The following is a 14650-nucleotide window of genomic DNA, read 5'->3' as shown; positions in this document are numbered from 1 at the left end:
CCTCTCCCTATACGGGTTGCCGCTTCGCTCCGATGACCTGCTCTGACTTAACCGTTATGTCGGCAAGCACTGCTTCGTCTAGCTCTACGCCTAAGCCTGGCTGATCTGTCACGACAATCTGACTTCCGTGAATCGTAAGCTCCGCCACATCCCGCGAAATGAACGTAGGTCCTGCCAACTCATTGGAAATGATGTTTTTCTTCGCCAGTGACAAATGTGCACCAGCTGCACTGCCAATCGAGGACTCCAGCATCGAACCGATCTGACACTCCATCCCGGCCATTTCCGCCTGATTCACCAATTTGAGAGCAGGATAAATCCCTCCACTTTTCATGAGTTTGATGTTTACTTTATCTGCAGCTTTCTTCGCGATGACTTCCCGCATTTCCTTTGTCCCGTGCAGTCCCTCGTCTACCATAATTGGAGTAGTCGTTTGCTTGCGAATATCAGCCAGAGCCTCAAGATCATCTGCCAAGACAGGCTGCTCCATCCAATCAATGTGACAATCCTCGATCTGTTTCATAACAAGCAAGGAGTTCGCACGGTTCTCCCAACCTTGGTTGGCGTCCACCCGCAACCCTACGTCAGGACCAACTGCCTGCCGAACAGCCCGGATTCGCTGGATATCTGTCTGAAGATCAGCTCCCACTTTTATTTTGATCGAGTCATACCCGGCTGCCACTGCTTGCCTAGCTTCAGCTGCCATGACCTCTGGCTCTAAAATGCTTAACACATACGGGAAGGAAAGAGTCGTGTGATATTTTCCTCCCAGGAAATGGTAAACGGGTTGACCAGCCGCCTTGCCCATCAGATCATAGCAAGCGATATCGATGGCGGCTTTTGCTGCTGGTACTCCCCATACAGCCTGGTTCATCTTCTCGTGGATTCTCTCGATATCAAACGGATTCTCACCGATCACAACAGGCGCCAAGTTATGAACGAGCATTGTATAGGTAGACTCCCATGTCTCTCCGGTGACATTTTGATCCGGTACCGCTTCTCCTAGCCCGACCAGGCCATTGTCTGTCTCCACTTTTACAATAATGGACGGCATATCCTCATAGGAGGCGTACGCGATGATAAATGGGCGTTTTAGCGGCAACCTTATGGCATGAACCCTTACTGACGTTATTTTCATACTCGACTCTCCTCCGCAGCAGCTACTCGTGGAATGATTCGATAATAAAGAGACATGGCTTTAACAGTGCCATCTTCGCCTTTTACAAAGCCAACTGTCAGCTCGCTTCCCTCTCTATCGGTGATAAATTGATGCTCCCCAATTGGTCGCAATAGACAGTTCAGTTGTTTTCCTCCACCAAACACATCCGACGTTTTATCTATCATCATCAGGACATTCTCTACCAGATATACGATGATATCCACGCCTTCCCCACTGACGTATCGACCGACATACTCTTCTAATTGGGCAAGAGGGACGCTGTATGTCTCGAATTGGTACTGTGGCGTATTCAATGGACGCCCTTCTACGGCATGGAGTGCTGTCAATGTGGCTTTTTCGACGGGGCTTCCGATCAAATTGGCCAAAGCCATGGAAGTAATTCCCCGCTCTGGAACAATCGCTAAATGGGCAGCGACACCTTTGATCGCTCCACCGTGCTTGATCAAGGTACCCCCATAGTAGTCGGGTTGAATGGATAAGCCATATCCGTAATACCTTCCGTAGCTGTTCTGGACATGCGGATAGATCATTTGTTTGACGCTCTCCTCAGATAAAATCCGTTCTTTGCCCACACATCCGCCCGTACGGAATATTTCAGCGTAGTTCAACATGTCATGCACTGTTGAATTCAAATGTCCCGATGCCGCTACGAGTAGCCCATCCTCCCAATTTGGATCAGGGTAAATCTCAGATACACCATTGCTCTCTTTAAAATGATAGATGGTCGTTACATCCGGTAGGTGTGGCAGATCGCTCAGAAGAAAGGTGCTGCTCTTCATGTTTGCTGGTTCCAAAATATGCTCTTTGACATAAACGTCATACGATTTCCCACTCACTCTGGCTATGACCGCTCCCAGGAGAGAATAGCAATCATTTGAATAGCTGAACAATTGTCCTGGAGAGCCCACTAGTTCATAATCCGCCAGGGCAAGAGCTTCCATCAGCTCTTCGAATGTGTAGATCGGTTTCTGGTACTCCTTTTTCAAGTACCGGTGAATCGGGTTATCCTCGTCAGGCATGTCATCGAGCATGGAGTTGCGAATCGCCAGGTTATCAATGGGCAGAGGCGGCATGCCCGTCGTGTGCGTCATAAAATGGTGGATTGTCATCTGCTCCGTTTTTTGACGATCCGGGGTACGGAACTCAGGGAGGTACTTGATTACCGGATCATGAACAGAGAGCTTCTTCGCTTCCTGTAGCTGCATGATCGCCATGCATGTAAAGGACTTCGTAACGGAAGCCAATCCCATCACGGTATCTGGCGTGATTTCGAGTTCCTTTTCACGATCACGATAGCCAAAGCTTTTGCGAAACAGGCTCTGTCCATTCAAATTCACACCCATGACGAAGCCCGGAACTCTGCCTTCCTTCATGTCTTTTTCAACCAGTTCTTCCCATTCTACTAACCAGCCTTGCTGTCTCATTTTTTCCACCTCTTTCGAATGTTGTCATACCATGCCCTACTCGTTCACCCACATGTCCTGAATAATTAAGGAGGCTAATGGATTTGGTTTGAGGCCTTGAATCCGGTTACTGACGACCACGAATGTTTTTGCGGAATAGAGCGGAATCCAATAGGCCTGTTCCACGATTCTTTTTTGAATGTCTGCAAAGACCTGCTGTCGCAGTACTTGATCTGTTGTCGTTCGTCCTTTATTTAACAGACTATCGAGCTGTTGATCACTGAGGCGAAAGAAATTCAAGCCCCCAATCTGACTCGAATGCAGTAACAAGTGCAAAATATCTGGATCGACACTGCCATGACTCGTTGAGAACAAATCGAACTCGCCCTTCAATGCCTGTTCAAGAGCTGTCGCTGATTCATACTTTTGGATATGCACTTCGACACCAATCTCTTTGAACATGCTTTGCACCAACTGATGCCCGGGATTTGTATCTTCGATGAGCATTGTCAGGCTGATCGTTTTTCCATCCTTTTCCCTTATCCCTTGCGCGTTTGGCTTCCATCCTGCTTCATCCAGCATTTGTCTGGCTTGCTCAGCATTGTACTTGTAGCCGTACTGCTCTACTGCCGCATCGTATCCGATCATCGTTGGTGGGATCGGCCCGTAGACAGGCACCCCCTCTCCTTGCAGATCTGCCATGATCAATGCATCTTTGTTGATCGCCAAGTTTAGTGCTTTTCTCACGCGGACATCCTGCAAGATTTCATTTTCCAGATTCATCCCAATGAAGAACTCTGCAGGCTGCATTCCTTCCAACACCGTAAAATCTTTGTGATCCTTGTATTTCTTCGCGTCTTTCGGGGGTACAGTGGCAATATCAATCGTCCCACTGTCGAGAGCAGCCATCATGGTCTGGTTGTCTTGAATAAATTTCAGAACGAACTTGTCGGGTCTTACAGGTCCTTGATTCAGAGCAAAAGGAGCTGCCCACTTATACTCGTCGTTTCGTACCAGTGTGATTGATTCGCCTGTTTTCCAGCTCTCGAATTTCCACGGACCTACCCCCACAGGATTGCGTCCCAGCTCATTTCCGTATTTGTTTCGTGCCTCTATGGAAATAGGTTGCTGGTAGCCGCTATATGTTAAGTTAGAAAGTAACGAAGGGGAGGGCTCATCCAAATGAAAGATCAATGTGGAATCATCAGGAGCTGAAATGGATTTGATCGAAGATACGTCCGGTCCTGTAACCGGTGAGGCTGTTTTTGGATCGAGTGCACGTTCATAGCTTTGCTTAAAAACTTCCGCAGTGAGCGGTGTTCCATCATGGAACTTCACGCCAGAACGTATCTTGAACGTCATGGTCTTGCCGTCTTCCGAGATCGTGTACGATTCAGCCAGATGCGGCTTCAACTCAAACGTAAAGGGATCGAGGATCAGCAGAGCTCCTCCCAACAAGCCCCCAACAAAATTTCCCGCTGGCAACGACGTCTTTTGCGGGTCCAGCGTATCCGGCTCCATCTGGTAGCCCATGGTGATCGTCCCACCCTTTTTGGGCTGGGAGACTTTTGCTTGTTGATTTGCTTGCTTCCCGTCTGTAGCCGGAGTGGGAGCAGAGCTACAGCCAACGATGGAAAAGACGAGTACACAAATGAGTAAAACGCTGCAAAATTGGCCCTTTAACCGTTCTGATAGCATGTCGCGACCTCCATTTTTCGAGTCTTTTCCATTCGAAGCCTACTTATGTCGGTATATAGTCGCTAATTAGATCGGATTGCTTCTTAGATGAGAGATGTGGGGGTCCCGGATTGCCTTCGTAAACGGAAAACCGGGACAGGTTGATGTTACATGAGGAGAATCACGGATGATTAAGGCGATACACAGCCCGCGGGCGTCCTTGCTGATACGGCTGTTCTTCTCCGACGATCTCTACGACCTGATGCTCGATCAGCTTTTTCAAGGCTCTTTCCGAGCTGCGGCGACTGATCTGGAGGTACTCGGCTAAATCGGAAGCGGTGAAGCGGTTATCGCGGTGAAGTTTGACATACTGCATGATTTTCGTGATCGTAGCGACACTTGCGCCAGTCTTCTCGGCGATCTCCAGCACTTCCTTGTTCTCGCTTTTTAATTGGAAGGTCTTCGATTCAGTGTTCAACGGTCCAATCACTTCTTTTTCATCTGTTACCAAGTACGCACTGCTTTCCTTTGTTTTCTGGGCATGATAAATCGCTATGCGTGCGTTGGCTTCGGCCTCTTTCGCAGTTAGACCAAAACCAAACCCGATGGCAACCGTCACTTTGGCCAGCAGATCGACATTGCCCAATACTTGCATGATCTTCCCATATTCAATCATTTGCTCGATACTGCCTCTCGTGCCATAGATGATGAATTGATCCATTCCCAATTTTTGAATGGAAGCGTCCGTCTCTTTGACGAGCTCCAGCAGCTCTTGCAGCAAAATAATCGTCGCATCCTGCCACTGTGTTTCTACTGGCGGACCATCATTTTGCTGGATCGCTGCAATTCCCACAGCGATTTGCGAGTTTTTGCTAATTTTCAATTGACCATAAGCAATCGCTTGATTGACGGCATCGCGAATATTTTTATCGGGACTAACCAGCGATGCGGAAGGGATGTTCATCTCACGCAATTGACGATATACGTAATCAACACCAGTCAAAGCAAAATGGCTCTGTTTCTGTTCCCAAAGCTCCTTGTGGAACTGAATAATCTCCTCTACGTCAAATTTCGTCCCGCCTTCTTCAATAATCTCACTGTAGTCTTTTACATACCAAGGCGTAGAAATAATGCCCAATTCATCAGCGACCTTCTCAATATACTCCGCCTTTGGCAAATCTATTGAGATGCGGTCCAGTCCTCCTGGTACGTTCAGCAAGGTATGAAACAAAGAAAGGGAAATCGTATATTCATCTATCGGGATGTACACGGCAGGCAGCTTCTTTTGCTCTACCTTTTCCTTGGCAAAAAAATAAGGAAGTGGGCCAGCAAAAAGCAGCACGTCGCAGTCATGGATTTGATCAACCAACGCAGCGCTCTCTTTGGGGTTCTGGTACGTATACGAGGTCAGTTGAATGTAATCGATGGATTGGGTATGCTTCAAGATCCTTGGCAAAAATTCTTCCGAAGAGATTACCGCTATCGTAATGGTCAATGCTCCACCTCCTCATCTCTCTTTGATTTCCAGACGTCCTTAAACACGCGGATGAAGTTTTTGCCCAAAATACGCTCAATCGCTTCATCCTTGTACCCTCTTTTGGCAAGGGCACGCACAAGCTCTGGAACCTTTGTATGTCCTTTTACGACATCAAAATCTTTGCGTCCTGGTTGGATAAACATATTGGGAGAATCGTATTTCATAAATGGCTCGATGATGTCCAGACCAAGTCCGACGTGTTCAACCCCAACCAGCTTCACGATGTGATCGACGTGGTTGATCATGTGCTCGATATCAGCCTGGTCGTCTGTGTCCGCTACGAATAGATTGACGCCATTGATGCCAATTACGCCGTTGGTGAATGCGATCGCTCTGATTTGCTCATCTGTCAGATTGCGCATGGAGCTCGCTAATGTCCGGCAGTTGGAATGAGAAGCGATGATGGGTTTACGCGCTACCTCGATCAGATCCCAGAAGCCTTCGTCATTCAGATGGCTGACATCAATGATGATGCCCATTGCTTCTGCCTCTTCGACGACGCGGATACCGAACTCCGTGAGCCCTCCCTTGCGCCCTTCCCGTACCGGACTAAAATGACTGCCATCTCCAACGAAGTTTCTCCTGCTCCACACGAGACCCAAAAGGCGTACGCCCAGCTCGTAAAAAACACGGAGCATACTCAGATCATTATATAACGGTTCCGCGCCTTCCAGAGAGAGCACAAAACCAATTTTCCCCTGTCGCTTCGCGGTCTCGATGTCGCTCACGCTTTTGCAAACCATGATTTTATCAGGCGATTCATCTGCCTCTGCGTGCAACGCGCTGATTTGTTGCAGTGCTTTTCTCAAGCCCATCTCCGGCAGGAATTTGTTGTCGATATAAATCGCTGCGACAACTGTATGCACCCCGCCCGCGACGAAATCAGGCAAATAATCCGTTTCAATCACTTTTCGTCTGCCATATTCCCGCTGAATGGCAACATCCAGCAAAAGGTCAAAATGCCCGTCGATTCCATGTGTCATGCCTCATGCTCCCCCTGTTATTTCAGGTTTTCCGGGTTAAGTGGTTCAAGCTCCGGTAAAAGAAAGCGTCCGTCTCTGCGAATCAAGTGGTCATCGAACCAAATCTCACCGCCACCGTACTCCGGGCGTTGAATCATGACCATGTCCCAATGGATGTTTGACTTGTTGCCATTGGATGCCTCGTCATAGCAGCGGCCCGGGGTAAAGTGGAAGCTACCGTCGATTTTTTCATCGAATAAAATATCCTGCATAGGCTCCCGGATGAACGGGTTGACCCCCAAAGCAAACTCCCCAATGTACCGGGCACCTTCATCCGTATCCAGAATTTTGTTCAAGCGCTCCGTGTCATTGGCTGTGGCATGAACGATCTTCCCGTCCACAAACTCCAACCGTACCTTTTCAAAGGTAAAGCCTTGATAAGGCGAAGGCGTGTTAAACGATAGGACACCGTTCACCGAATCGCGAATAGGGGCCGTAAACACTTCACCGTCTGGTATGTTATATTGCCCCGGACACGGGATCGCTGGAATGCCTTTGATGGAGAAGGTCAGCTCTGTGCCAGGTCCCGTGATTTTCACGCGGTCAGTTCGCTCCATCAGTTCCTTGAGCGGCTGCATGGCTTTTGCCATTTTGGCATAATCCATTGTGCAGACATCAAAGTAAAACTGTTCGAACGCTTCTGTACTCTTATTCGCCAGCTGCGCCATGGAAGGCGTCGGATAACGGAGATAGACCCATTTCTTTTTGAGACGCACGATACTTACTTCTTTGGAAAAGGATGTAGCCAGCTTCATCTGCTCACCCGGGACATCAGACATTTCGTTGATGTTCAGCCCACCCTCGATGATGATGCACGCTTGCATTTTTTCCATTCGTTCTTTGTCCATCTCTGCCTCTAGACGGAATTGCTCCTCTGTTCCCGCTAACAATAACTGACGGCTAATCGAGGATTCACGCAGGTTCACAAAGGAATGTCCGCCTGCTCGCGAAACTGCTTTGACAAGCTCCTTTATCAGAGCAGCGTCCACCTCCATCGCATCGATCAGCACGTTATCTCCCGGCTGCACATTTGTAGAGTAATTTACCAGCACATTCGCCAGCTTCGTAAGACGTGGGTCCAACATCTATCTATCACTCCTGCTCCCTTATTTTTCATAGAGATGACACGCAACCAGTCTGCCGTCTGCTTCTGTTAATAGAGGGGCTTCTGTTTTGCACACGTCCATGCATGCCCAACAACGCGGATGAAACTTGCAGCCCTTCGGCGGATTTGATGGAGACGGAAGATCCCCTGTTAACATGATCCGTTCTTTTTTCTCGTCAGGATCTGTGATAGGAATGGCGGAGAGAAGCGACTGTGTGTAGGGATGCATCGGACGTTGAAACAGCTCTTCTTTTTTCGCTAGCTCAATCACTTCTCCCAAGTACATCACCGCTACCCGATCGGCGATATGCTCGACGACACTCAAATCATGCGAGATAAAAAGATACGTGAGCGAAAACTGCTCCTGCAAATCCTGAAGCAAATTGAGAATTTGCGATTGGATCGATACATCCAAAGCGGACACAGGTTCGTCAGCGATGATGAGCTTTGGTCTGAGCATCAAGGCGCGAGCGATTCCGATTCTTTGCCTTTGTCCTCCGGAAAACTCATGGGCATATCGCGACAAATGACTTTTGTTCAAACCGACGATCTCCAGTGTCTCCTCGATCATGGCTGTTCGCTCGCGTTTTTGAATACCATGGGCAATCAATGGCTCTGACAAAATGTGTTGGATCGTCAGCTTTGGATTGAGGGTATCAAATGGATTTTGAAACACCATTTGCATATCACGCCGCAGCTTTTTCATGTCTGGCTTCTGTAAGCTGCGGATATTTTGACCTTCGAACACGATCTCGCCGTCTGTCGGCTCGATCAAGCGCAAAATGCATCTGCCCAGCGTTGACTTGCCACATCCCGACTCTCCCACGATTCCCAGCGTTTCACCTGCGTTGATAGTCATGTTCACTCCATGAACGGCATGCACGTAACTCGGCGGCTGAAACCACCCTTTGCGGACAAGGAACTTCTTATTCAGGTTCTTCACTTGCAAAAGAGGCGTCTTCATCCATTCACCGCCGTGCTCTCCCTGTTCTCTCGATACAGCCAACAGCGGCATTCCGACTGCTGATCAACATCCAGTAACGGGGGATTTTGTTCCAAACAAATAGGCATCGCCTTCTCGCATCGCGGAGCAAAACGACATCCTTTTGGGTAATGATCAGGGGTCGGCACACTTCCCGCGATGCTGTGCAATCTCTTCAGGCCTTTGGCGTTATGTGGCGTTGATTTGATCAAGCCCACGGTGTACGGATGCTTGGGGCTGCGCAGCAGTGTGCGAACATCAGCGGCTTCAATGACCTGCCCGGCATACATCACGAGTACCCGGTCGCATGTCTCGGCGACGACGCCCAAATCGTGCGTGATCATGATGAGCGACATGCCCAGCTCTCTTTGGATTTTTTTCATGACATCCAATATTTGCGCCTGGATCGTTACGTCTAGTGCAGTCGTCGGTTCGTCCGCTATCAGCAGCTTTGGATGGCAGGCAATCGCCATCGCGATCATCACGCGCTGTCGCATCCCCCCTGACAGACGATGCGGGTACTCGTGATAGATTTCATTGGCACGCGAAATGCCTACCTGCGTCAATAGCTCGACCACTCTTTGTCTCGATTGGGCTCGGTTCATGCCCTCATGCTTTTCCAGTCCTTCGCTCAATTGCTTGCCGATAGTCAGTACGGGATTCAGCGAAGTCATCGGCTCCTGAAAGATCATGGCGATCTCTTTTCCTCTGATCTTCTGCATCTCTTTTTCGCTATAGCGCAAGAGATCGGCTCCGTCCAGTTGAATACGGCCTTCAATGCTTCCGTTTTTACTGAGCAAGCGCATCATGGATAGGGAGGCAACGCTTTTTCCACATCCTGATTCTCCGACAATCCCGACCGATTCACCTTTTTTGACCTGCAAACAAAGATTGTCCACCACCTTGAAAGCCCTTTCATTTTTTGAAAACGTGGTAGTCAATCCTGTCACTTCCAACATGTTTGTCACGTTACTCACTCCTTTTTCGGGAACGGAAGCTCGTCAACTATGCTTTGGGATCAAAGATATCGCGCAAAGCATCCCCCAGCAAATACACCGTAAAAACGACTGCCGTAATCGCAAGACCGGGAAAAGTCGCGAGCCACCAAGCTTCTCGCAAGTAATTTTTCCCTTCATTCAGCATCGTTCCCCACTCTGGTGTAGGAGGCTGCGCACCCAAACCGATAAAGCCCAGTGCCGAGGTCCCCAAAATGGCACTACCTATAAACATGGTCGTATAGACGATCAGTACATTCGAGATGTTCGGAATGAACTGGCGCGTAATGATCCACCAATTCGAGCTGCCGATGGAGCGACTTGCTTCCACATAACCGGATTGCTTAATCGAGAGTGCCGCACCACGGATCAGAATCGAAAAGGCCGGGATCGATGATATTCCGATCGCGATCATCGCATTTTCCTGACTCGGTCCGAGTACAGCGACAATGGCTAGAGCCAGCACAATGCCGGGCAACGCCAGCATGATGTCCATGATTCTCATGATCACATTGTCAACAATTCCTCCGAGGTAAGCGCATGTCACACCAATCAGCGTTCCTGCTACAAACGTCATGACAGACGCCAGCACAGCTACGGTCATTGTCACTCGTGTTCCGTACAGCATCCGGGAAAAAATATCGCGGCCAATCGCATCTGTCCCTAGCCAAAAGTCTTTCGACGGGCCTTGCATAAATGCTTCGTAGTACGTTTTCGTGGGATCATGCGGAGCAATCCACGGCCCGATGATTCCAAGCAAAACAATGCAGAGCATCATCAGGAAGCTGTATTTCGCTTTCTTTTGCTGCATGATCTTCTCAAATAATTCGAAACGAGGCATGGACCATTGTCTGCTCCAGAACATGCTATACCCCCTCCTTCGCGGCGTAATCAATGCGAGGATCGAGAACCGCGTACAGGACATCAATCAAAATGACAACGAGGACATACACCGCTCCGATAAACAGCGTCGTTCCTTGAATCATCGGAAAATCCCGCGAGCTAATTGCTTGAATCGCCAAAGTCCCCACTCCCGGCCAGCCAAAAACCTGCTCGATAATCACAGCCCCACCAAGCAAGCCAGCGAGTTCCAAGCCAATGACAGCCACAATTGGAATCATCACATTGCGAAAAGCGTGCCGCAGCAGCACAACTCGTTCATTCATCCCTTTCGCACGTGCTGTTCGGATATAGTCATTGGACAAAACCTCTACCATGCCAGCACGAGTGAGTCGGCTGAGTGCCGTCGCCGTCAATGTCCCCAGGGTAAACGCTGGAAGAACCATGTCTTTTAACCCCGTTCCTCCCGCAATCGGAAACCAGCCCAAATGGACGGAGAATACAAGGATGACGAGTAAACCTAACCAAAAGCCGGGTATGGACATCCCAAAGGTGGAAAAGGTCATAATCGCTCCATCGATGGGTGTATCCTTGTATTTTGCCGCTAGGACACCCAGCCCGATACCGATCACAACTGCCACTACGAGGCTGGCTACTGCCATTTTTGCTGTCGCTGGAAAACGATCAGCAATTTCTGTGCTGACAGGTCGACCCGTTTTCAGGGAAGTGCCGAGATCTCCTTTTAAAACGCCAGAAGCATAGTCGAGATACTGGACTACCAAAGGCTTGTTCAAGCCCAGCTCTCCTCGAAGCGACTCGATTTGTTCTACAGTCGCCCGCTGCCCCAGCATGATCCGCACAGGGTCTCCGGGGATGAGATGAATGAGCAAAAACGTAAAAACGGAGAGTCCAAACAGGACAATGATGCCCGACAATAGGCGCTTCACAATATACTGCTTCATGAGGTCTTCACCCAGATGTGAGAAACGGTATGAACTAGCTTCTTCTTGTTGCGCTCCTGCACTTTGCTCTCCTCCCTCTTTCTCCACTAACGTCACTTGTCGTTATAGTGTCGTTATTAGTTAAAAATAGTCTATTCCAAATTCACAGAAAGTTCAACTTGTTTTTTCTCACCCCATTCAAAAAGAGCATGGTCCCTTTCTACCATGCCCTTCTGAAGAATCGTTCCGTCGTCATTCCTTGCCGTGCCTCATCTGTAGCAATACGTTTGCCGTTAGCTGTGGATGACTGAGGGGAAAATGATGAGCAACGGAGAGCCTTTCAATCTCTACATTCGCTTTCCTGAATGCATCCTCTGCTCCTTTTGTCAGCTGATACGTTTTATCCTGAGTTCCCCATACGATCTGGGCTGGAAAAGGGAGAGGCTGTGTCGCTACCGCCATTTGCCGGAATTCGTTCATAAAGTAGCGCAGCACGTCTGTATGCGTCTTGCTGATGCGCGGGGATTGCAGGAGCTTCCCTGCCTTTTCTACATAGCCTTTTGGCATTTCATACGTAGACTGAAATACCCCTTGCTCAAGCATTGCTTTTTCCAATTTGGCTGACGTTAACTGCTTTTGCAAAAAAAGCTGAAGGAGGGCTGGACTCTTCCCCAATCCCGCCTGCAGCCGAGAATACTTCGGGGCATGCAGGGGTGGCTGCAAAAGGTATAGCTTCTCGATTTTTTCCGGTACTCGCTTTGCTGCCTCCCATGCCAAAAGCCCGCCAAATGAATGTCCTGCAAGATGAACCGGAGATGGCAGCTGTCGCAATGCCTCGGCCACTGCCTCGATAAAGCCCTCGAGCGGTTTTTCGTGATGGTGATAGGGCGATCTGCCAAATCCGGGCAAATCCAGTAACCATACTTCCTGTTCACCCAGCTGTTCAGCGAGCGGGAGTAAATCGCTCATCTCACTGAAAAGCCCGTGCACGAGCAGCCACGGAGTACCCGAGCCTTCTTTCTTGTACGCGGCCATGCCTGCGATTTGCTCTCGGTGAAAGCAAGGAGGTACTTTCTGATCCTTGACCGACAAACGGTAGTCGAGATCGGCAATCACACTGGGAAGATACGCCGCTACGTCGTATGCATCGATGCTTTTTTTCGCTTTCATTTGCTGAAAGGGAGCGAGCGGGAAGTCTTTCTTTACGAGAAAATCCATCGAATTGGCAGGTACCCCGAGCAAGCGGCTGCCGCCGTTATGGAGAATTTTTTTCAAGACCGATACCGGGAAAGGAATGGTTGGTGGCTTCATCCGTAATTCTTTAGCCATCAACGAAATCAGCTCTGAAAAAGCTGGCGTGGCACTCCGCTCATTTAAGGCGTAATACGTTTGATGCTCGATGTGATTTGTCTCTACAATCCCCACAATGACCTGGGCAAAATCGTCGACGGAAAGCAAGGGCAGCCACCACTCCTTACCACCGGGAAGAACAGGGATCTTACCACGCCGCATGGAGCTGATCACGAGCCCGAATCCATCTGTTTGTTCTGTGTTCCCGGTGCTTCGCGGGCCTATGATCGTACACGGATTTACCACGACCAGCGGCATTCCTTTTTGATACGCCTCTTGTCTGAGGTATAGATCTGCCAGAAACTTGTATTTCTCGTAGCCCCCTGCCTCTTGATAAAAATCGGTTGGCGCAAAAACATCTGTCGCCAGCTTTCCACTCTCATCGTCAAACGGACTCATGTAGCCAACGATATGAATCAGCTTTTGTAGACGCTGTTGTTTATGCAATTCATTCGCTAGTGCTGCAAGGTGACTTGCTCCTTGTAAAATCAATTCCCTCGCCACCGTTTCATCCAGCGAAATATCCATCGGGGCACCTGCATGGATGATAATAGTTGCGCGCAATACCTGCTCGTAATCGCTCGCTGATAATCCCAAGCCCTCCTTTCGCAAATCACCCCGCACGGCCTTGCAATTAGACCTCTCTGTAGGTGTCATCTGCATCAGCAATTCATCCCACTTCTCGGGCGAACGAACCAGCGCCAGTACGGTATGACCGGACCGGGCCAGCTGCTTTGTTAACTCCTTGCCGATAAATCCAGTCGCACCTGTTACAAAAACGACAGCCATTGTTTCTGCCTCCTTTATATTTATAGAACTATTCAGTACTAATTCACTTCAAAAAAATCCTACACTTGAATCAAGTGTAGAAGTGTCTGACCTGCGCCTACGAGTACCTGTGCATGACCCTGCGATTCAGCCATGAGCATCGCTCCCTCCATAATGGTCACGAACAAGACTGCCGTTTGCTTAATCGAGATATTTTCCTTGAATTCTCCACGGGCGATTCCCTCCACGAGCAGCTTTTCCGCTAGGTTCTGCCATTCGATCAGGAACTCGTTGATTCGCGCTTTGACCTCTGGTATTTGTGCCGACAGCAAGGAAAGGATCGGACAGCCTCCTACACAGGAGCGGCCCTCCAGTTCTTCTGCGATGGTGGTAAAAATCAGCCCTACCCGTGCGGAAACAGACAGGTCTGTCCGTTGCAAGATGGCTTCCAGTGCTCCTCTCAGGACGTTGATTCTGTAGCCGAGTACAGCTACGACGAGCTCCTCCTTGCTTTTGAAGTGGTAGTAAATGTTGGACTTGGAGACTTTGCTCTGTGCTACGACGTCATCCATGCTGGTATTCATGATTCCTTTTTGCAAAAACAAATTAGATGCAGTGGCGATGACATGGTCACGGTTTGAGGTTCGTTTCATGATTAGTACTATATAGTACTAGTAAGGGATTGTCAATCAGTGGAGGAGAAGAAAAAGCGCAGTTCTCTTCGACTCTGACACGCCCGCAAGGGGGATTGACTGTCCGTCTACACTTCAAAAAGGGGACCGTCGAGCCAAAGCCACCCTACGGGCGGAAGGTTCTCAAAGAAGAGGTGTTCGACAAGCGTGGTCCCCTT

General features: G+C 49.2%; 12 protein-coding genes. All 12 read right to left on the bottom strand.

All coding sequences use genetic code 11. The features are described from left to right. Window positions 1-7: 7 nt before the first annotated feature. Complete coding sequence (locus HP401_RS04340; RefSeq protein ID WP_173604205.1) at window positions 8-1138, bottom strand: mandelate racemase/muconate lactonizing enzyme family protein; 1131 nt, start codon at window positions 1136-1138, stop codon at window positions 8-10. Next, window positions 1135-2604: a serine hydrolase domain-containing protein gene (locus HP401_RS04335; protein WP_173604204.1), complete on the bottom strand. Its 1470-nt coding sequence runs from the start codon at window positions 2602-2604 to the stop codon at window positions 1135-1137. Before HP401_RS04335 ends, HP401_RS04340 begins: the two co-directional genes overlap by 4 nt. Before the next feature lie 36 nt (window positions 2605-2640). Then, window positions 2641-4281, bottom strand: a complete 1641-nt coding sequence (locus tag HP401_RS04330) for an ABC transporter substrate-binding protein (protein ID WP_173604203.1) — start codon at window positions 4279-4281, stop codon at window positions 2641-2643. A gap of 160 nt (window positions 4282-4441) precedes the next feature. Further along, the gene (locus tag HP401_RS04325) at window positions 4442-5755 is read right to left on the bottom strand and encodes a helix-turn-helix domain-containing protein (RefSeq protein WP_173604202.1); all 1314 of its coding nucleotides are present in this window, start codon (window positions 5753-5755) and stop codon (window positions 4442-4444) included. Further along, the gene (locus HP401_RS04320) at window positions 5752-6780 is read right to left on the bottom strand and encodes a dipeptidase (RefSeq protein ID WP_064202045.1); all 1029 of its coding nucleotides are present in this window, start codon (window positions 6778-6780) and stop codon (window positions 5752-5754) included. The genes HP401_RS04325 and HP401_RS04320 overlap by 4 nt, the downstream gene beginning before the upstream one ends. Window positions 6781-6797: 17 nt before the next feature. Further along, window positions 6798-7904, bottom strand: a complete 1107-nt coding sequence (locus HP401_RS04315) for an aminopeptidase (protein ID WP_173604201.1) — start codon at window positions 7902-7904, stop codon at window positions 6798-6800. Window positions 7905-7925: 21 nt separating this feature from the next. Continuing rightward, window positions 7926-8888 carry an ABC transporter ATP-binding protein gene (locus tag HP401_RS04310; RefSeq protein WP_173604271.1) on the bottom strand — a complete coding sequence of 321 codons (963 nt, stop codon included), beginning with the start codon at window positions 8886-8888 and terminating at the stop codon, window positions 7926-7928. Further along, complete coding sequence (locus HP401_RS04305; RefSeq protein ID WP_087348871.1) at window positions 8885-9874, bottom strand: ABC transporter ATP-binding protein; 990 nt, start codon at window positions 9872-9874, stop codon at window positions 8885-8887. Before HP401_RS04305 ends, HP401_RS04310 begins: the two co-directional genes overlap by 4 nt. Before the next feature lie 37 nt (window positions 9875-9911). After that, on the bottom strand, window positions 9912-10766 hold the full coding sequence (locus tag HP401_RS04300) for an ABC transporter permease (RefSeq protein WP_041749656.1): 855 nt from the start codon (window positions 10764-10766) through the stop codon (window positions 9912-9914). Between the two features lies 1 nt (window position 10767). Further along, window positions 10768-11703, bottom strand: coding sequence for a nickel ABC transporter permease (gene nikB, locus HP401_RS04295; RefSeq protein ID WP_015893375.1), 936 nt, complete (start codon window positions 11701-11703; stop codon window positions 10768-10770). Window positions 11704-11934: 231 nt separating this feature from the next. After that, window positions 11935-13821 (bottom strand): alpha/beta fold hydrolase, encoded by a 1887-nt coding sequence (locus HP401_RS04290; protein WP_173604200.1) that lies wholly within the window; start codon window positions 13819-13821, stop codon window positions 11935-11937. 59 nt (window positions 13822-13880) lie between these two features. Further along, a complete protein-coding gene (locus HP401_RS04285; RefSeq protein ID WP_173604199.1) occupies window positions 13881-14453 on the bottom strand; it encodes a TetR/AcrR family transcriptional regulator in 573 nt (190 codons plus the stop codon). Between the last annotated feature and the right edge of the window lie 197 nt (window positions 14454-14650).

Origin of the sequence: Brevibacillus sp. HB2.2, assembly GCF_013284275.1 — a bacterium.
Taxonomy (GTDB): Bacteria; Bacillota; Bacilli; order Brevibacillales; family Brevibacillaceae; genus Brevibacillus; species Brevibacillus brevis_D.
The sequence above is the reverse complement of the archived record's forward strand: the minus strand, read 5'-3'. Positions and strand labels throughout refer to the sequence as shown.